The sequence below is a fragment of the Pseudomonas sp. GZJR-8 genome, from assembly GCF_002916705.1.
GTDB classification, from domain to species: domain Bacteria; phylum Pseudomonadota; class Gammaproteobacteria; order Pseudomonadales; family Pseudomonadaceae; genus Aquipseudomonas; species Aquipseudomonas synxantha_A.
Genome location: NZ_JXSI01000003.1, coordinates 450837 through 469670 on the forward strand (window position 1 = coordinate 450837; position 18834 = coordinate 469670).

Below are 18834 nucleotides of genomic sequence, written 5' to 3' on the forward strand. Positions count from 1 at the left end.
CGCTCTGAAAAATGTCGCAACCTTACCGTTGAAACCCTTCGACGCATAAACCCCAAGGCTCACCTAAGATACGCCAGGTAGCACCCTGTTTTCGCGAGGATACGCTGTGACCGACTTCCCCCTTTCACTCACCTCGCCCAACCAGCGGTGCGTGGGTTGCCAGCAAAGCGAGCCTCTGGGGTTCGACTTTGCGTTCGCCTACCAGCCTATCGTAGACCTGCGTGACCACTCGATATTCGCCAACGAAGCCTTGGTGCGCGGTACCCAGGGAGAAGGCGCGCTCTCGGTGCTGGCCCAGGTCAACGAAACCAATCGCTACCGCTTCGACCAGCGCTGCCGAACCAAGGCCATTGCCGGTGCCGCAGCGCTGGGCATGCAGACTCACCTTTCCATCAATTTCATGCCCAATGCCGTATACCGTCCGGAACTGTGTATTCGCAGCACCCTGGAGGCCGCCCGGGCGCACAATTTCCCGCTGGACCGGCTGATTTTCGAGACCCTGGAAAGCGAGCATGTAGATAACTATCGCCATTTGACGAATATTCTGCGTGAATATCGCGAATTCGGCTTCAAGACCGGCATCGACGACTTCGGTGCGGGCTATTCGGGGCTGAACCTGCTGGCCGATTTCCAACCCGACCTGATCAAACTCGACATGGCGTTGATTCGCGATGTCGATCAAGACCGTGTCCGTCAGGTGATCGTCCGGGGGATTGTCACAATCTGTGAGCAGTTGGGAGTTACTGTCATCGCCGAAGGCATCGAAAGTGCTGGCGAGCGGGATTTCCTCTCCGACTGTGGAATATTTCTGATGCAGGGTTTTTGGTTCGCCAAACCTGCATTCAATGCCCTGGCCAAGGTTTCTCCTCAAGCCTGGGCAAATTGACCGGTACCCATATTGAAGACATTTGACCATTTGACCGTTGTGGGTCTGCGTGAATGGGTGGCACTTCCCGACCTGGGAGTGGCGGGCCTGCGCGCGAAGATCGACACCGGTGCCAGCACCTCAAGCCTGCATGCCACCGATATCGAGCCGTTTGAGCGCGACGGTGAAAAGTGGGTGCGCTTTACCGCGCACCTGGGCAGCGTGGTGCAACTGCGTCACCGTCGCTGCGAAGCGCCCCTGGTGACGATGAAAACCATCAAGAGCTCCAACGGCCATGCGCAGGTGCGCTACGTGATCAGCACCACCCTGGCGCTGGGTGACCGGGTATGGCGGGTGGAATTCACCCTCGCCTGTCGCAAAGCCATGCGTTATCGCCTGTTACTGGGCTCCAAGGCGTTGATTGACGGCCAGTTGGTCGTCAATCCAGGCGTCAAGTACGTTCAAGACAAGCCGGTGTTCCCGGTCTCCACTATTTCTGCCCCAGGTGCTGCATGAAGATTGCTGTGCTGTCGCGAAACCCGCGTCTGTATTCCACCCGCCGCCTGGTCGAGGCCGGCACTGAACGTGGCCATGAAATGGTGGTGATCGACACGTTGCGTGCCTACATGAACATTGCCAGCCACAAGCCGCAGATCCACTACCGGGGCAAACCCCTGGAAGGCTTTGATGCGGTGATCCCGCGTATCGGCGCTTCGGTGACGTTTTATGGCTGCGCGGTGTTGCGTCAGTTTGAAATGATGGGGGTGTTTCCTCTCAACGAGTCCGTGGCCATTGCCCGCTCGCGGGACAAACTGCGTTCGCTGCAGTTGCTGTCACGCCGGGGTATCGGCTTGCCGGTCACCGGCTTTGCCCACTCCCCGGATGACATCCCTGACCTGATCGAGATGGTCAATGGTGCACCGCTGGTGATCAAGGTACTGGAAGGCACCCAAGGCATCGGTGTGGTGCTGTGTGAAACGGCGACGGCAGCTGAATCGGTGATCGAGGCGTTCATGGGCCTCAAGCAGAACATCATGGTGCAGGAGTACATCAAGGAAGCCGGCGGCGCGGATATTCGCTGCTTCGTGGTGGGCGACAAAGTGATCGCGGCGATGAAGCGCCAGGCCAAGCCCGGTGAGTTCCGCTCAAATCTGCACCGTGGCGGCAGCGCCAGCCTGATCAAGATCACACCGGAAGAACGCATGACCGCACTGCGGGCAGCCAAGGTGATGGGCTTGAGCGTGGCAGGCGTGGATATCCTGCGCTCCAATCATGGGCCGCTGGTGATGGAAGTGAACTCATCGCCGGGCCTGGAAGGGATCGAGACCACCACCGGCAAGGACGTGGCGGGGATCATCATTCAGCACTTGGAGAAGAATGGTGGGCCGAATATGACTCGGACCAAGGGCAAAGGCTAAAAGCCTATTTTAATCCCGACATGAAACCAATGTGGGAGGGGGCTTGCTCCCGATAGCGGTGTCACAGTCACTGAACTTCTTGACTGAAAGACCGCCATCGGGAGCAAGCCCCCTCCCACATTTTTGATATTTGTTGTTTGTCAGACCGCATCTCTAGGCAGCATCAGCCCAAGCGGCAAGCGCACCCGCGCCTCCAACCCGCCTTCTTCCCGGTTACGCAACTCGACATTGCCGCCATGCATCGAGGCGATTCGTCGCACGATCGCCAACCCCAACCCGGTGCCCTTGCCACCTCGGGCTCGGTCGCCACGGGTGAACGGGTTGAAGATACCCTCAAGCTCGGCAGGGTCGATCCCCGTGCCACGGTCCATCACGCTCAGCACCACGTAAGGCGCGGCACTGTCACCGGAGACATACGCCGCCACCTCCACATCGGAACCGGCATGATGCAAGGCGTTGCCGATCAGGTTGTTCAGCAGGCGCTTCATCGAGACCCGGCGCAATGCAAACGGCTGGATCGGCTCCAGGCGCATGCGCACCTGCTCACCGTTCTGGTTATAGGGCGCAACCACCTCACGCACGAGGTCCGTGAGGTCCACCTCCTCAACCACTTCATCACGCCCGTCGCGGATGAAGGCCAGGAACTGGTCCAGGATAGCGTCCATGTCCTCGATATCGCGCACCATGTCATCGGTGAGGTCGGTATGGTCCCCCATCAGCTCCAGGGACAGGCGCAATCGCGTCAACGGTGTGCGCAAGTCATGGGACACACCTGCCAGCATCAGCTCGCGCTCGCGCCCGGCCTGCTCGACGTCTTCCGCCATCTGGTTGAACGCGCCGTACACCTCGGTCATCTCACTGGGCGTGTCGCTGACCGGCAGGCGCACACTGCGCCCCTGGCCCAATTGGCGAGCGGCAAATACCAGGCGCTTGAGTGGTTGGTTGAGCTGACGGACGAAGATCCACGCGGAGGCCGTTGAAAGCAAGCCGATGGCCAGGAACCAGCCCAGCACGTTCCAGATTTTCTGCCCGCGCAGCGGGTGCGGATAAAGCGGCACCTTGATCCAGGCATCGCCCAGGCTAGGTGCCCGCACCCATAACGCCGGTGAAACATGCATGCGCAGCCTCACCTCGGTGTCGGCGCCCAGTTCGGCCTGCATCTGGCGCTGATAGATCTCGCTGTAAGGCCAATGCTGCTCGCCTTCAGGCACGCCGGCCCCATCAACCCGAGTCAAGGTCGACGCCTTGGCCACCTTTTCTCGGTTCTCAGGGTCTACGGCCCAATAGCCCCGCAACGTCAGGGCCACACCGTGGCTGTACTGCCGATCCACCAGCACGTCTTCGTTCATCAACAGATAAACCAGCGTGAGCGCCTTGGAAAACAGAACGACAATAAGCACCAGCCAAAGGGTGCGAGAGAAGAAACTTTGTGGGAACCACAGCGGGGTTTTCATAGATGAAAGCTGCACACCTTGCAGGAACGAGCGGTGCTCGCAGAATTGCAGACGCCGGGCATCCCGTCGACTCTTATGGAGTCAAACGCCGGATACCCGCCCCTGCAAATCATCGGTCACTTGGTTGCGGTGCCATCCGGCACAAACACATAACCCACGCCCCACACCGTCTGGATATACCGCGGCTTGGAGGGGTCCGGCTCAATCATCCGGCGCAGTCGGGAAATCTGCACGTCGATGGAGCGCTCCAGGGCGTCCCATTCACGGCCACGGGCCAGGTTCATCAGCTTGTCACGGGTCAGCGGCTGACGGGCGTTCATCACCAGAGCCTTGAGCACCGCAAATTCGCCGGTGGTAAGCATGTGCACTTCTTCGCCACGCTTGAGCTCACGGGTGGCCAACGACAGTTCGTAGTCGCCAAAGGTGACGCTTTCGTCTTCGCTGCCCGGTGCGCCCGGCACGGCCGGTGCCTGGCGACGCAATACGGCCTTGACCCGCGCCATCAGCTCATCAGGGTTGAACGGCTTGGCCAGGTAGTCATCAGCGCCCAGTTCAAGGCCCTTGATGCGGCTCAACTCATCGCCCTTGGCGGTGAGCATGATGATTGGAATCTGGTTGTTGGCACCACGCAGGCGCTTGCAGGCGGTAAGGCCGTCTTCGCCGGGCAGCATCAGATCGAGCACGACCAGGTTGAACACTTCACGCCCCAACAGGCGGTCCATTTGCTCGGTGTTCGGCACCGCGCGGGCACGGTAGCCCTTGGAGTTGAAAAAACGCTCCAGCAGGCTGCTCAGCCCCGGATCGTCATCAACGATGAGAATTTTTTCGCCTTCAGCAGTTTGTGCGGTGCTGCTCATTGGATGCTCCTCTTATCTCGGCGCGCATTATGGCGTAGCTGCCGTTATACGCACCGTGTGCATTGTTAGCAGATTTTTCATCTACTGCCAGCGAACCCACGCCCTACAACCTCCGGCGCAGTACCCCCCAATAGCAGAACGCTGGTTATAATGCGGCGCCTCCGTGCAGGGCAACGTCAGATCGTTACCGTTTGCTGCCGGGCTTTTTTTACCCGCTTGTCGTGAATTTTTCGATTTCGAGGGTCAATAGGCAGCCTCTTGACCCAGGCAGCGGCGCCAGTCGGGCCGCTCAACCAGCCTCGCCGGGCCTTGTTTTTACGGGCCGGCGCGCTGATTTTAAGAATTTCAGGTGGTTTTATGGACAGCATCAACAGCCGCATCGCCGAGGAACTCGGTGTACGCCCACAACAGGTCGAAGCGGCCGTCGCTCTACTGGATGAAGGCTCCACGGTGCCTTTCATCGCCCGTTACCGAAAAGAAGTGACCGGCAGCCTCGACGACACTCAACTGCGTCACCTGGAAGAGCGCCTGCGCTACCTGCGAGAACTCGACGAACGGCGTATCAGCATCCTCGCCAGCATTGAGGAACAGGGCAAGTTGACCCCTCAACTGGAGCGCGACATCAAACTCGCGGACACCAAGACCCGCCTCGAAGACCTTTACCTGCCATACAAACAGAAACGTCGTACAAAGGGCCAGATCGCTCTGGAAGCCGGCCTGGGCGATTTGGCCGATGGCCTGTTCAACGACCCATCGTTGACGCCGGAAACCGAAGCCGCTCGCTTCATCGACGCGGAAAAAGGCGTCGCCGACGTCAAGGCTGCCCTCGAAGGCGCCAAGTACATCCTGATGGAGCGCTTCGCCGAAAACGCCAGCCTCCTGGAAAAACTGCGTACCTACTTGAAGCAGGAAGCCATCCTCAGCGCCCGCGTCATCGCCGGCAAAGAGGAGGAAGGCGCCAAATTCCGCGACTACTTCGAACACGACGAGCCGCTCAAAAGCATGCCGTCCCACCGCGCCCTGGCGATTTTCCGCGGCCGTAACGAAGGCATTCTCAGCTCCGCGCTGAAAGTCGGTGACGAACTGCCAGGCACCATGCACCCGTGCGAAGGCATGATCGGTCAACAATTCGGCATCCAGAACCAGAATCGCCCTGCGGACAAGTGGCTCGGTGAAGTCGTGCGCTGGACCTGGAAGGTCAAGCTCTACACCCACCTGGAAACCGACCTGCTGGGCGAGTTGCGCGACGGCGCCGAAACCGAAGCGATCAACGTGTTCGCCCACAACCTGCACGACCTGCTGCTGGCCGCACCGGCCGGCCCGCGTGCCACCCTGGGCCTCGACCCGGGCCTGCGCACCGGTTGCAAGGTCGCTGTGGTCGATGCCACCGGCAAGCTGCTGGACCACGCCACCGTGTACCCACACGTACCGCACAACAAGTGGGACCAGACCCTGGCGATCCTTGCCGCCCTGTGCGCCAAGCACGCGGTAGACCTGATCGCCATCGGCAACGGCACTGCCAGCCGCGAAACCGATAAGCTGGCCGCTGAGCTGATCAAAAAATACCCGGCCATGAAGATGACCAAGGTCATGGTCTCCGAGGCGGGTGCTTCGGTGTACTCGGCTTCGGAGCTGGCGTCCAAGGAGTTCCCGGACCTCGACGTGTCGATCCGTGGCGCCGTCTCCATCGCCCGTCGCCTGCAAGACCCGCTGGCCGAGTTGGTGAAGATCGACCCCAAATCCATCGGCGTCGGCCAGTACCAGCACGACGTGTCGCAGCTTAAACTGGCACGCGGCCTGGATGCGGTGGTGGAAGACTGCGTAAACGCCGTGGGCGTAGACGTGAACACCGCTTCAGTAGCGCTGCTGGCGCGAATCTCGGGCCTCAACGCGACCCTGGCGCAGAACATCGTCAGCCATCGCGACGAAAATGGTGCGTTCAAAACCCGTGCTGCGCTGAAAAAAGTCGCACGCCTGGGTGAAAAAACCTTTGAACAAGCGGCCGGCTTCCTACGCGTGATGAATGGCGATAACCCGCTCGACGCCTCGGCGGTTCACCCGGAAGCCTACCCGCTGGTGCAACGCATTGCCGCCGAGACCGACCGTGATATCCGCTCGCTGATCGGCGACGCCGCCTTCCTCAAGCGTCTGGATCCAAAGAAGTACACCGACGAAACCTTCGGTGTGCCGACCATCACCGACATCCTGCAAGAGCTGGAAAAACCTGGCCGCGACCCACGTCCCGAGTTCAAGACCGCCGAGTTCCAGGACGGCGTCGAAGACCTCAAGGACCTGCAACCGGGCATGATCCTCGAAGGTGTAGTGACCAACGTGACCAACTTTGGCGCCTTTGTGGATATTGGCGTGCATCAGGACGGTTTGGTGCATATCTCCGCGCTTTCGGAGAAGTTCATCAAGGACCCGCGTGAAGCGGTCAAAGCCGGTGACGTGGTCAAGGTCAAGGTCATGGAAGTCGATATCCCGCGTAAACGCGTGGGCCTGTCGATGCGCATGAGCGATACCCCGGGCGAGAAGATCGACGGTGCTCGTGGCGCTCGCCCAGGTTCGGCACCGCGCCAGTCGCAGAACAACGCGCCGCGCAAGGAAACTACGACTGCCGCGCCGAGCAACAACGCCATGGCATCGCTGTTCGCCAATGCCAAACAGTTGAAGAAGCGTTGATGGAAATCCCGGCGGGTTTGACCCAGAGCGCGTTCAGCGAGCTGATCGGCTGCCGCCTGCAACGCCTGGATGAAGGCGTTGCCGAGGTGGCCCTGACCCTGGAGCCGCACCTGCGCAACCGTGCAGGCAAGCTCCATGGCGGGGCGATTTTCAGCCTGGTGGACATCACGATGGGCCTGGCCTGTTCCAGCGCCCATGGTTTCGACCAGCAGAGCGCCACCATCGAATGCAAGATCAATTATATTCGCGCCGTCGAAGACGGTGACGTGCTGTGCACCAGCCGGGTAATTCACGCCGGCCGGCGCACGTTGGTGGTCGAAGCCGACGTGTACCAGGGCGAAAGACTTGTCGCAAAAGCGCAGGGCACGTTCGCTGTCCTATAGCTCCCTACCCTCGATTTGAGTTAATTTCGGCGCTGCGATAACAGCGTCGGAATTTTCTCGCTGCGCTGTAGCCCAATTCATGGAGTGAAGTCGGCATTTTCAGAGCGGGTCAAATCGACTCAGAACCAGGCGATCACGCCAGTTTCCACTTCACCCTTGTAGACCGTCCTGCCCACCCCCATATTGGGGCGACTGACGCGTGAAGGAATCCAACTTGAGCGAACTTCTCAACCGCCGCCTGGCCCTGCTCGGCAAGCGCGAACACCTCTCCCTGCTAGAGCAGTGCTTGCACGGCATCGAGCGCGAATGCCTGCGCGTCACCAGCGAGGGTCGCCTGGCGCAAACGCCGCACCCTGAAGCCCTGGGCGCTGCGTTGACCAACGAACAGATCACCACTGACTATTCGGAATCGCTGCTGGAGTTCATCACCCCAGCCCTGCCCAACCCGGCCGAGACCCTGGGCAGCCTGGACAAGATCCATCGCTTTGCCTACTCCAAGCTGGGCAGCGAATACCTGTGGAGCCCCTCGATGCCGTGCCCGTTACCGGCCGAGGAAGATATTCCGATCGCCTACTACGGCACCTCCAATATCGGCCAGCTCAAGTACGTGTACCGCAAGGGCCTGGCCCTGCGCTACGGCAAGACCATGCAGTGCATTGCCGGCATCCATTACAACTTTTCGCTGCCGGAACAGCTGTGGCCGTTGCTCAAGGAAGCCGAAGGCTTTGTCGGTACCGACCGTGACTATCAGTCCACGGCCTATATCGCGCTGATCCGTAATTTCCGTCGCTACAGCTGGCTGTTGATGTACCTCTTTGGTGCCTCGCCAGCCCTGGACGCCGGTTTCCTGCGCGGCCGCTCGCACCAGCTTGAAGTCCTGGATGCCGACACCCTGTACCTGCCCTACGCCACGAGCCTGCGCATGAGCGACCTGGGTTACCAGAGCAACGCCCAGGCTGGCCTGACGCCTTGCTACAACGACCTGGCCAGCTACACCGACAGCCTGCGCGAAGCGGTGGCAACGCCCTACGCGCCGTATGTTGAAGTCGGCACGCACAAGGATGGCGAGTGGGTGCAGCTCAACACCAACATCCTGCAGATCGAAAACGAGTACTACTCCAACATCCGTCCCAAACGCGTGACCTACACCGGCGAGCGGCCGATCCAGGCGCTGATGGCCCGCGGTATCCAGTACATCGAAGTACGCTGCCTGGATATCAACCCGTTCCTGCCGATGGGGATCGACTTGCCGGAGTCGCGATTCCTCGACGCATTCCTGCTGTATTGCGCGCTGAACGACAGCCCGCTGTTCGCCAACAACGAGTGCGGCAACGCCACCTCCAACTTCCTCAGCGTGGTCAAGGAAGGTCGGCGTCCGGGCCTGCAATTGCAACGTGACGGCCAGCCGGTGGACATGAAGGAATGGGCTGCGCAGTTGCTGGAGAAGATTGCACCGTTGGCCGCCTTGCTCGACGAGAGCCAGGGCATGACCGAACACAGTGAAGCGCTGGATGCCCAACTGGCCAAGGTCAAGGACCCGTCCCTGACGCCGTCGGCCCAGGTGTTGGCGGCCATGGCTGAACGCAAGGAAAGCTTTGCGCAGTTCTCTCTGCATCAAAGCGAAGTACATGCCGAATACTTCCGCAAGGAGCCTTTGGCGCCTGAGGAACAAGCGCACTTTGAAGAATTGGCCCGTGCGTCGCTGGCGCAACAGGCGGAGCTTGAGCAGAACGAGGTGGGCGATTTCGATGTGTTTGTCGGGTCGTACCAGGCCAGCATCCTCGCCATCAGCAACTAACCGGAGCTCTACTCAGTTCCAATGTGGGAGGGGGCTTGCCCCCTCCCACATTTGGTCATCACCGGAACAAAGATTTGCTTCAACCTTTCTACTCATAAGCTAATTCGAAAAGGTTATTTATTTTCGAGTTCTTAGATCATTTAGTCTCCTCACACGCCGACTCTCGGCCGCCTGATTGAGGAGCTTCCCCTTGAAACTGCTGACCCCTCTGCGCTTGCTGGCCGCGTTGTCCCTGGCCGGTGCCAGTCTGTTTGCCCAGGCGGCGGACGTGACTATCGCTTACCAGACCACCGTCGACCCGGCCAAAGTCGCCCAGGCTGACGGGGCCTATGAAAAAGCTACCAACGCCAAAATCGACTGGCGCAAATTCGACAATGGCGCCGACATCATCGCCGCCATTGCCTCCGGCGACGTGCAGATCGGCTACCTCGGTTCCAGCCCGCTGACTGCCGCAGTAACCCGCAAAGTCCCAGTAGAAACCTTCCTCGTCGCCACCCAGATCGGCGGGGCCGAAGCCCTGGTGGCGCGCAACGGATCGGGGATCAACAGCCCGCAGGACCTGGTCGGCAAAAAGATCGCCGTGCCCTTCGTCTCCACCGGCCACTACAGCCTGCTGGCCGCGCTGAAACACTGGAACATCGACCCGGCCAAAGTCACCATTCTCAACCTGGCGCCTCCGGCCATCATCGCCGCGTGGAAGCGCGGTGATATCGACGCCACCTACGTGTGGGACCCGGCTCTGGGCGTAGCCAAGGAAAACGGCAAGGTGCTGATCACCTCCGGCGAACTGGCCAAGTTCGGCGCGCCAACATTCGATGCCTGGATCGTGCGCAAGGATTTTGCCGAGAAGCACCCGGACATCGTCACCGCCTTCGCCAAGGTCACCCTGGATGCCTACGCCGCCTACCGTAAAGACCCACAAGCCTGGCTGGCCGACACCGGCAACGTCGACAAGCTGGTGAAACTCACCGGCGCCAAGGCCAGTGACATTCCCTTGCTGCTGCAAGGCAACGTCTACCCGCTGGCCGCTGACCAGGTGACCCTGCTGGGCGCGCCGACCACCAAGGCAGTCACCGACACTGCTGTGTTCCTCAAGGAACAAGGCAAGGTCGATGCCGTACTGCCCGACTACGCCCCTTACGTCAGCGCCAAGTTCATTTCTAACTGATCCAAGGAGTTCATCGCGATGGCCTTGCTACAGCTGGAGCGCATCAGCGCACAGTACCCAGGCGCCCCGGAACCGGTACTGTCCGATATTTCCCTGGACCTTGGGCCCCAGCAATTGCTGGTTGCCCTGGGCCCGTCCGGCAGTGGCAAGACATCGCTGTTGAACCTGATTGCCGGTTTCGTCGAGCCTTCTGCCGGGCGTATCACCCTCGACGGTGTGCCGGTCAAAGGGCCCAGCGCCGAACGCGGTGTGGTGTTCCAGGACGACGCCCTGCTGCCCTGGCAGGACGTGCTGGCCAACGTCGCCTTCGGGCTGGAACTGGCCGGCGTGCCCAAGGCGCAGCGCGAATTACGCGCCCGCGAAATGCTCGCTCTGGTGGACCTGGCCGGTTTCGACAGCCGGCGCATCTGGCAACTCTCCGGCGGCCAGAAGCAACGCGTTGGCCTCGCCCGCGCCCTGGCGGCCGACCCTCGCGTATTACTGATGGACGAACCCTTCGGTGCGCTGGATGCCTTCACCCGCGAACAAATGCAGGAGTTGCTGCTGCAAGTGTGGCGGCGCACGGCCAAGCCGGTGTTCCTGATTACCCATGACATTGAAGAAGCGGTGTTCCTGGCCACGGACCTGATCCTGCTGGCGCCCAACCCCGGCCAGATCGTCGAACGCCTGCAGCTGGATTTCGGCCAACGTTACGCTGCCGGTGAATCAGCCCGCGCAATCAAGTCCGACCCGCGCTTTATCGAAACCCGCGAGCACGTGCTGGGCAAAGTGTTCTCCCAACGGCAGGTGTACGCATGAGCAGCTACGAACTTCCCGCCACCGTCAGCAAGCCGGTGGCACCCGCCGTTATCCCGTTACGCCGCAGCCTGAGCACACGCTGGATCAGCGCACTGACCCTGGTCGCTTTGCTTGCCCTGTGGTGGGGGGTGACCGCCACCGGTTTGATCGAACCTTTGTTCCTGCCGCCCCCGTCCGCCGTGTTGCAAAAAGGCTGGCTGCTGGCGACCACCGGCTACATGGATTCCACCTTGTGGCAGCACCTGGGCGCGAGCCTGAGCCGCATCGGCCTGGGCCTGGGTTTTGCAGTGCTGACCGCCGTGCCGGTGGGGATTGCCATCGGTGCCAACCGCATTGCCCGAGGCATTTTCGATCCGTTGATCGAGTTCTACCGGCCGATTCCGCCGCTGGCCTACCTGCCGCTGATCGTGATCTGGTGCGGCATTGGCGAGCTGTCCAAGGTGCTGCTGATTTACTTGGCGATTTTCGCCCCGATCGCCATCGCCACCGCAACCGGGGTGCGCACCGTCGACCCGGCCAAGCTGCGGGCTGCGCAGTCGTTGGGCGCCACCCGTGCGCAACTGATTCGCCATGTGATCCTACCCAGCGCCCTGCCCGATATCCTCACCGGTGTGCGTATCGGCCTGGGTGTGGGCTGGTCGACCCTGGTCGCCGCCGAGTTGATTGCCGCCACCAGCGGCCTGGGTTTCATGGTGCAGTCGGCGGCGCAGTTTCTGGTCACCGATGTGGTGGTGCTGGGGATCCTGGTGATCGCCCTGATCGCCTTCGCCATGGAAATGGGCCTGCGCGCCCTGCAGCGTAAATTAGTGCCCTGGCATGGCCAGGCACACTGAGTGAAGAATCTACAATGAGCAGCCTGACCGTTACCCCATTAAGTACCGCCCTGGGCGCCCAGATCAGTGGCGTCGACATCACTCAGCCGCTGGCCCCTGAACAGCGCGACGCCATTGAACAGGCGTTGCTCGACTATTCGGTGCTGTTCTTCCGTGATCAGCCAATCACCCCGCAACAACAGGCACGGTTCGCGGCCAATTTTGGCGACCTGCACATCCACCCGATCTACCCCAACGTGCCGGAACAGCCCGAAGTGCTGATCCTCGACACCGCGGTCACCGACGTGCGTGACAACGCCGTTTGGCACACCGACGTGACCTTTCTGCCCACGCCTGCCCTGGGCGCTGTGCTCAGCGCCAAGCTGCTGCCGGCGTTTGGCGGCGATACCTTGTGGGCCAGTGGGATTGCGGCTTATGAAGCACTGTCTGAACCGCTAAAGCGCTTGCTCGATGGCCTCACCGCCACACACGACTTCACCAAGTCGTTCCCGCTGGAGCGCTTTGGCAACACCGCCGAGGACCTGGTGCGCTGGGAGGCAACTCGCAAGAAAAACCCGCCGCTATCGCACCCAGTCGTGCGCACGCATCCGGTAAGTGGGCGCAAATCGCTGTTCGTCAGCGACGGTTTCACCACCCGAATCAATGAACTGGAAGCGGCCGAAAGCGAGGCCATTCTCAAGCTGCTGTTCGCCCACGCCACCCGCCCGGAATTCACCATCCGCTGGCGCTGGCAAGAGAATGACGTGGCGTTCTGGGATAACCGCGTGACCCAGCATTACGCCGTGGATGACTACCGGCCACAGCGGCGGGTGATGCACCGGGCTACGATTCTTGGGGATGTGCCGTTCTAGTCGCCACACCGAAAACCAAATGTGGGAGGGGCGGTGCGACGATTCGACTTGCTCCCGATGGCGGTGGTTCAGTCAGCTCATCCGTAGCTGACCCACTGCTATCGGGAGCAAGTCGAATCGTCGCACCGCCCCTCCCACATTTTTGACCCAGTTGTGTCAGTTATTCAGCGGTGGATGGCTTTTCCCACAGGTTGATCCCGCCTTCCTGCGCAAACCGATCAATCTGCGCCAGTTCCTCAGCACTGAAGCTCAAGTTCTGCAACGCCCCGACGTTCTCGATGATCTGCTCCGGCCGGCTCGCGCCGATCAGCGCGCTGGTCACCCGTGGATCACGCAGGGTCCAGGCCAGCGCCAATTGCGCGAGGCTCTGGCCGCGACGCTGGGCGATTTCATTCAGGCCGCGTACATGGGCAATGTTGGCCTCGGACAGGTGCTGGGCCTGCAACGAACCACCACCCGGACGATTGACCCGTGCATCGGCCGGTATGCCATTGAGGTACTTGTCGGTGAGCAAACCCTGGGCCAGCGGCGTGAAGGCGATCACCCCAGCGCCAAGTTCTTCGGTGGTGTCGAGCAGGTCCTTTTCCACCCAGCGGTTGAGCAGGTTGTAAGCCGGTTGGTGAATCAACAGCGGCACTTTCCACTCTTTGAGCAAGGCTGCGATTTCGCGGGTTTTCACCCCGGAATAGGACGATATACCGATGTACAACGCCTTGCCTTGTTGCACAGCGGTGGCAAGGGCGCTGGCGGTTTCTTCCAGGGGCGTGTCGGGGTCAAAACGGTGGGAGTAGAAAATATCCACGTAGTCGACGCCCAGGCGTTGCAGGCTCTGGTCCAGGCTCGCCAGGATGTATTTGCGCGAGCCACCGCCCTGGCCGTAGGGGCCGGGCCACATGTCCCAACCGGCTTTGCTGGAGATGATCAATTCGTCGCGGTAGTGCTTGAAGTCTTCACGCAGCAACCGGCCGAAGTTGATCTCGGCGCTGCCATAGGGCGGGCCGTAGTTGTTGGCCAGGTCGAAGTGGTTGATACCCAGGTCGAACGCCGTGCGCAGCAAAGCGCGCTGGGTGTCGATCGGGGTGCTGTCGCCAAAGTTGTGCCACAACCCCAGGGACAGTGCCGGCAGCACCAACCCACTGCGGCCTACGCGGCGATAGGGAATAGATTCATAGCGGTTTTCGGCAGCAATGTACGTCATCGAATCCTCTCTGGACTGAGGGTTGAAAGGCCCGGGAATAAGGTTATTCCCAAGCCTTTTAACCCGCTGAATCGCTTAAGTCTGCCTCTTCCTTTTACAGCAAAGACCTACTTGAGAGGAACGGTATCAGCGCACCAAATGCAGGAACTGCAGATGGCGCTCGTACTGGTCGAGGATGTCGTTGATGATCTGCTCCTTGGTATAGCCCACCAGGTCATAGTCCTGGCTGCCCTCACTCAAGTGCACCTCCGCACGATAGTAACGGCGGTTGTTGATCTCTTTGGAACCCATGCCACCGCGGGCAAACGACGGCGTGAAATAGCCGCGCATCTGCACCTGGTAGATGAACGGATGCTCCTCGCCATGGCCGATTTCCAGGCTGACGCTGTCGTTGGACGGGTCCGGCTGAGTGACTACATTCAGGCCCTTCTCGACAAACACCGCCGTCACTTCTTCGATCGCCGGGCGCACCGTCGATTCAAGGAAGCGGTACACCTCATCACGTGACGGGAAATGCACCGCCTGGCTCAAGCGCTGGCGCCAGCCGCCACGGCCTTTGCGTGAAGCCGATATTGGCGCCAGGGAATGCAACTGCGCGATCTGCTTTTGCGACTCCAGGTAAAACGCCTTGTGCAGCCCCCACATCATCAGCAGCAGAATCAGCGAGAACGGCAGCGAGGTCAGGACCACCGCAGATTTCAACGAATCGATACTGCCGGCGAACAGCAGGGCACTGGTCACCAGTGCTGTCATCGCACCCCAGAACACCCGCAGCCACTTCGGCCCGTCTTCATCAGCGTTGCCGCCTTTGGACGACAGGGTGGACAGCACCACCGTGCCTGAGTCCGCCGAGGTCACAAAGAACACAAAGCTGATAAACACCGTGACCGCAATCACCGTCTTGCTCCACGGGTAGGTTTCCAGCAGCAGGTAGAGGCTCATCGACGGGTCATCGATGGCCGACTGGCCCAGCGCGGCCATGCCATGGTTGAGCACTTGGTCGATGGCGCTGTTACCGAAGATCGACATCCACGCCAGGGTAAAGCCCAGCGGAATCAGCAGCACGCCAAACACGAATTCGCGGATGGTACGGCCACGGGAGATACGCGCAATAAACAGACCTACGAACGGCGACCATGCGATCCACCAGGCCCAGTAGAACACTGTCCAGCCGCCCAGCCAGTCGCTTGGCTTGTCGTAGGCGTACACATCGAAACTCTTGGTCGGCAGCGCGCCCAGGTAGTCCCCGATGTTCTGGATCAAGGTGTTGAGCAGGTGCTGGGTAGGCCCGGCGAATAACACAAACAGCAACAGCGCACAGGCCAGCAGCATGTTGATGTCGGACATCACCCGTACGCCCTTGTCGACGCCGGCTACCGCAACAATGATCGCCGCGCCCATCATCAACGTGATCAGGCCCACCTGGATCCACTGGGTGTGAGCAATGCCAAACAGGTAGTCCAGGCCGGAATTGAGGTGCAACACGCCAAAACCCATGTCAGCGCCCAGGCCGAACACCGTCGCGATGATACCGAAGCCATCCACCGCATAACCGATAGGGCCATTGATGCGCTTGCCGATCAGCGGGTACAGCGCCGAACGCAATGCCAGCGGCAGGTTATGCCGGTAGGCGAAATACGCCAGGGCCATGCCCACGAACGCGAACACACCCCAGCCATGCAGGCCCCAGTGCAGGAACAGCACCTGCATGGCCTGGCGCGCTGCATCAGCGTTCATCGCTTCGCCCTGGGGCGGCTGCACCAGGTGCGTCAACGGCTCCGAGACGCAGAAGAAAAACAGCGTGATGCTGATCCCGGCGGCGAACAACATGCCGGCCCAGGACAGGTAACTGAATTCGGGCTCGTCGTGGTCGGCACCGAGTTTTATCTTGCCGTAGCCCGATAGCGCGGTGACCACCACGAAGACCAGATACAGGGTCATCGCCAGCATGTAGTACCAGCCGACCGTATTGGCCGCCCAGTTTTGCGCCGCCAGCAGCCAGGCTCCGGCCTGTTGCGGGATAGCGATAACCGTGATGCCAAACAGCAGGATGAAGGTGGCGGCAAAGTAGAAAACGGGCGCATTCATGCGCACCATGCCGCTGGAAGGGGTGGACGATGCACTCATGAACGATGCACCTCAAGGTTGCGGGATATGGCTGTAAATAACGGACTCAGCAAAGGTAAGCCTCCTGTTGTGAGCGGGCAGCGAACCACCGGGTTTAACTTGAACGAACATTCAAGTTAAACATGAATAGGCGGTCTGGGACTAATCGCAGGGCTGAGTGGTAGATGATTCCTACACTAGCTCAAGGATTGGTATGACGGATGAAGAAGGCAAATCGTTCAGCGACCCCACGTTGAAATACATACGAAATGTGGGAGCTGGCTTGCCTGCTCCCACACGGGTCGGCGGTTGGCTCAGGTATTACTTCTGCGCCCCATCGTCATGCTGCAAGTTCGCCTGAGTGATATTCGCCCCCGCCGGCACGCTGCGGGTCAGCCACACATTGCCGCCAATGGTCGAACCCTGGCCGATGGTGATCCGCCCCAAAATCGTCGCCCCGGCGTAGATCACCACATCATTTTCAACAATGGGGTGCCGCGGATGGCCTTTTTGCAGCTGCCCATCCTCATCGGCTGGGAAGCGCTTGGCGCCCAGTGTCACCGCCTGGTAGATACGCACGCGCTCGCCGATGATCGCCGTTTCGCCAATCACTACGCCAGTCCCGTGATCGATGAAGAAACTCGGGCCAATCTGCGCGCCGGGGTGGATATCAATGCCAGTGGCCGAGTGGGCGATTTCTGCACTGATGCGCGCCAGCAGCGGCAAACCTGCGCGGTACAGGTGGTGGGCCAGGCGATGGTGAATCACCGCCAGGATGCCCGGGTAGCACAGCAGCACTTCATCCACACTGCGTGCAGCCGGGTCGCCGTGGTAGGCGGCCAGTACGTCGGTATCCAACAGGCTGCGCAGAGCCGGCAATGCCAGGGCAAAATCCTGGATCAGCCGAATGGCATGGGCATCCACATCGCTGTCGTCGCCGCCGCCCTGGCGTGCGGCGTAGCGCAACTCCAGGCGCGCCTGGGCGAGCAAGGCGTTGAGCGCCACGTCGAGGGTATGCCCCACGTAGAAGTCTTCGCTTTCTTCACGCAGGTCCACCGGGCCCAGGCGCATGGGAAATAGTGCGCCGCACAAGGCTTCGAGGATTTGCGCCACCGCCTCGCGGGACGGCAATTCACGGCCACCGTGCTCGCCGCTCAAGCGACCGTTGCGCGTTCGCCACTGGTCCCGCGCGCCGCGCAGCTGGCTGACGATGGTCTGCAATTGCCAATGACTGGAACGCTCACTCACGGTATTCACTCCTGACGAAATGGCCATCACTTTACGGTATGCACCCTGGCAGCTCTTAAGAACCAATGGTGTGATCGTAAGAACTATTGTTCATAAGCGATTGACGGTTGCCCGATGAAAAGTGCCTGCCTATAGTCCTCCCCATCATTCAGTCACCGTGCGTAGCCATGATCAAACAACAGCTCGAGCGCTTTAACCGTCTGGAACTACTGGGCGGTGCCACCGCTCTGGAAAAACTTGAACGGCTGTCGGCCTGGCTAGGCAGGGACATTTACGTCAAGCGCGATGACACCACGCCCCTGGCCATGGGTGGCAACAAGCTGCGCAAACTCGAATACCTGGCGGCCGACGCCATTGCCCAGGGCGCCGACACCTTGGTCACCGCCGGCGCGATCCAGTCCAACCACGTCCGCCAGACCGCCGCACTGGCCGCCAAACTCGGCCTGGGCTGCGTTGCTCTGCTGGAAAACCCTACTGGCACCGAAGACGCCAACTACCTGGCCAATGGCAACCGCCTGCTGCTGGAGCTGTTTGACGCCAAAGTGGAACTGGTGGAAAACCTCGACAACGCCGACGCCCAACTCGCCGCCCTCGCCGACCGCCTGCGCAGCAATGGCAAGAAGCCCTACCTGGTGCCTATCGGTGGCTCCAATGCACTCGGCGCTTTGGGTTACGTGCGCGCAGGGCTGGAACTGGCCGCGCAGATTGAAGACAGCGGGATTGAGTTTGCCGCCGTGGTGCTCGCCTCAGGCAGTGCCGGCACGCACAGCGGCCTGGCCCTGGCCTTGAGCGAAGCACTACCGCAGTTGCCGGTGATCGGCATCACCGTGTCGCGCACCGAGCAAGCGCAGTTGCCCAAAGTGCAAAGCCTGGCAGAACGCACTGCCGAGTTGCTCGGAGTGGCTATTCCCGACGCCTTCAAAGTGATCCTGTGGGACGAGTATTTCGGCCCCCGTTATGGCGAACCGAATGCCGGCACACTTTCCGCGATCAAACTTTTGGCCAGCCAGGAAGGTCTGCTGCTGGACCCGGTCTATACCGGCAAGGCCATGGCCGGTTTGCTGGACGGCATCGGGCGCCAGCGGTTTGAAGAGGGGCCGATCATTTTCCTGCATACCGGTGGGGCGCCGGCATTGTTTGCCTATGACTCAGTATTCAATTGATTGAATACGCAT

16 protein-coding genes are annotated in these 18834 nt (G+C 60.7%); 11 read left to right on the plus strand and 5 right to left on the minus strand.

Annotation, left to right across the window (positions count from 1 at the left end; all coding sequences use genetic code 11):
* Window positions 1-106 precede the first annotated feature (106 nt).
* The 3 genes from TK42_RS08330 to rimK are packed head-to-tail and all read left to right on the plus strand — an operon-like array spanning window position 107 to window position 2283.
* Window positions 107-886 (plus strand): EAL domain-containing protein, encoded by a 780-nt coding sequence (locus tag TK42_RS08330; RefSeq protein WP_103733986.1) that lies wholly within the window; start codon window positions 107-109, stop codon window positions 884-886.
* Window positions 887-916: 30 nt separating this feature from the next.
* Window positions 917-1381 (plus strand): ATP-dependent zinc protease, encoded by a 465-nt coding sequence (locus TK42_RS08335; RefSeq protein ID WP_169986753.1) that lies wholly within the window; start codon window positions 917-919, stop codon window positions 1379-1381.
* Window positions 1378-2283 (plus strand): 30S ribosomal protein S6--L-glutamate ligase, encoded by a 906-nt coding sequence (gene rimK, locus TK42_RS08340; RefSeq protein WP_003187674.1) that lies wholly within the window; start codon window positions 1378-1380, stop codon window positions 2281-2283. The genes TK42_RS08335 and rimK overlap by 4 nt, the downstream gene beginning before the upstream one ends.
* Before the next feature lie 140 nt (window positions 2284-2423).
* On the opposite strand, the gene TK42_RS08345 is transcribed toward rimK, so the two are convergent.
* Complete coding sequence (locus TK42_RS08345; protein ID WP_005783812.1) at window positions 2424-3737, minus strand: ATP-binding protein; 1314 nt, start codon at window positions 3735-3737, stop codon at window positions 2424-2426.
* A gap of 116 nt (window positions 3738-3853) precedes the next feature.
* Window positions 3854-4594, minus strand: a complete 741-nt coding sequence (ompR, locus tag TK42_RS08350; protein ID WP_003187669.1) for a two-component system response regulator OmpR — start codon at window positions 4592-4594, stop codon at window positions 3854-3856.
* Window positions 4595-4951: 357 nt separating this feature from the next.
* Between ompR and TK42_RS08355 the strand changes: the two genes are divergently transcribed.
* The 7 genes from TK42_RS08355 (at window position 4952) to tauD (ending at window position 13107) form a co-directional block, all read left to right on the plus strand.
* Entirely contained in the window at window positions 4952-7276 is a 2325-nt protein-coding gene (locus TK42_RS08355; protein WP_054896653.1) for a Tex family protein, read from the plus strand.
* The gene (locus TK42_RS08360) at window positions 7276-7659 is read left to right on the plus strand and encodes a PaaI family thioesterase (RefSeq protein WP_050549370.1); all 384 of its coding nucleotides are present in this window, start codon (window positions 7276-7278) and stop codon (window positions 7657-7659) included. Before TK42_RS08355 ends, TK42_RS08360 begins: the two co-directional genes overlap by 1 nt.
* A gap of 214 nt (window positions 7660-7873) precedes the next feature.
* Window positions 7874-9457, plus strand: coding sequence for a glutamate--cysteine ligase (gshA, locus tag TK42_RS08365; RefSeq protein WP_032878410.1), 1584 nt, complete (start codon window positions 7874-7876; stop codon window positions 9455-9457).
* A 190-nt stretch (window positions 9458-9647) separates the two neighbouring features.
* A complete protein-coding gene (tauA, locus tag TK42_RS08370; RefSeq protein WP_103733987.1) occupies window positions 9648-10625 on the plus strand; it encodes a taurine ABC transporter substrate-binding protein in 978 nt (325 codons plus the stop codon).
* A gap of 18 nt (window positions 10626-10643) precedes the next feature.
* Window positions 10644-11423, plus strand: coding sequence for a taurine ABC transporter ATP-binding subunit (gene tauB / locus TK42_RS08375; RefSeq protein ID WP_078820032.1), 780 nt, complete (start codon window positions 10644-10646; stop codon window positions 11421-11423).
* Entirely contained in the window at window positions 11420-12256 is an 837-nt protein-coding gene (gene tauC, locus TK42_RS08380; RefSeq protein WP_103733988.1) for a taurine ABC transporter permease TauC, read from the plus strand. Before tauB ends, tauC begins: the two co-directional genes overlap by 4 nt.
* Before the next feature lie 14 nt (window positions 12257-12270).
* Complete coding sequence (gene tauD, locus TK42_RS08385) at window positions 12271-13107, plus strand: taurine dioxygenase (protein WP_103733989.1); 837 nt, start codon at window positions 12271-12273, stop codon at window positions 13105-13107.
* A 160-nt stretch (window positions 13108-13267) separates the two neighbouring features.
* On the opposite strand, the gene mgrA is transcribed toward tauD, so the two are convergent.
* From mgrA to epsC, 3 genes are all read right to left on the minus strand, one after another.
* Complete coding sequence (mgrA, locus tag TK42_RS08390) at window positions 13268-14305, minus strand: L-glyceraldehyde 3-phosphate reductase (RefSeq protein ID WP_103733990.1); 1038 nt, start codon at window positions 14303-14305, stop codon at window positions 13268-13270.
* Between the two features lie 126 nt (window positions 14306-14431).
* Window positions 14432-16393 carry a choline transporter BetT gene (betT, locus tag TK42_RS08395; protein ID WP_164366000.1) on the minus strand — a complete coding sequence of 654 codons (1962 nt, stop codon included), beginning with the start codon at window positions 16391-16393 and terminating at the stop codon, window positions 14432-14434.
* A gap of 339 nt (window positions 16394-16732) precedes the next feature.
* Window positions 16733-17659 (minus strand): serine O-acetyltransferase EpsC, encoded by a 927-nt coding sequence (gene epsC / locus TK42_RS08400; protein WP_103733991.1) that lies wholly within the window; start codon window positions 17657-17659, stop codon window positions 16733-16735.
* A 167-nt stretch (window positions 17660-17826) separates the two neighbouring features.
* On the opposite strand from epsC, the gene TK42_RS08405 reads away from it, so the two are divergent.
* Entirely contained in the window at window positions 17827-18822 is a 996-nt protein-coding gene (locus TK42_RS08405; RefSeq protein WP_032878418.1) for a D-cysteine desulfhydrase, read from the plus strand.
* Window positions 18823-18834 lie beyond the last annotated feature (12 nt).

What these genes read in the sequence shown, in the direction of transcription:
- tauC (WP_103733988.1), top strand. Translation starts at nt 11,420, where the DNA reads ATGAGCAGCTACGAACTTCCCGCCACCGTCAGCAAGCCGGTGGCACCC.
- TK42_RS08360 (WP_050549370.1), top strand. Translation starts at nt 7,276, where the DNA reads ATGGAAATCCCGGCGGGTTTGACCCAGAGCGCGTTCAGCGAGCTGATC.
- mgrA (WP_103733990.1), bottom strand. Translation starts at nt 14,305, where the DNA reads ATGACGTACATTGCTGCCGAAAACCGCTATGAATCTATTCCCTATCGC.
- rimK (WP_003187674.1), top strand. Translation starts at nt 1,378, where the DNA reads ATGAAGATTGCTGTGCTGTCGCGAAACCCGCGTCTGTATTCCACCCGC.
- betT (WP_164366000.1), bottom strand. Translation starts at nt 16,393, where the DNA reads ATGAATGCGCCCGTTTTCTACTTTGCCGCCACCTTCATCCTGCTGTTT.
- TK42_RS08405 (WP_032878418.1), top strand. Translation starts at nt 17,827, where the DNA reads ATGATCAAACAACAGCTCGAGCGCTTTAACCGTCTGGAACTACTGGGC.
- TK42_RS08345 (WP_005783812.1), bottom strand. Translation starts at nt 3,737, where the DNA reads ATGAAAACCCCGCTGTGGTTCCCACAAAGTTTCTTCTCTCGCACCCTT.
- tauD (WP_103733989.1), top strand. Translation starts at nt 12,271, where the DNA reads ATGAGCAGCCTGACCGTTACCCCATTAAGTACCGCCCTGGGCGCCCAG.
- ompR (WP_003187669.1), bottom strand. Translation starts at nt 4,594, where the DNA reads ATGAGCAGCACCGCACAAACTGCTGAAGGCGAAAAAATTCTCATCGTT.
- TK42_RS08355 (WP_054896653.1), top strand. Translation starts at nt 4,952, where the DNA reads ATGGACAGCATCAACAGCCGCATCGCCGAGGAACTCGGTGTACGCCCA.
- tauB (WP_078820032.1), top strand. Translation starts at nt 10,644, where the DNA reads ATGGCCTTGCTACAGCTGGAGCGCATCAGCGCACAGTACCCAGGCGCC.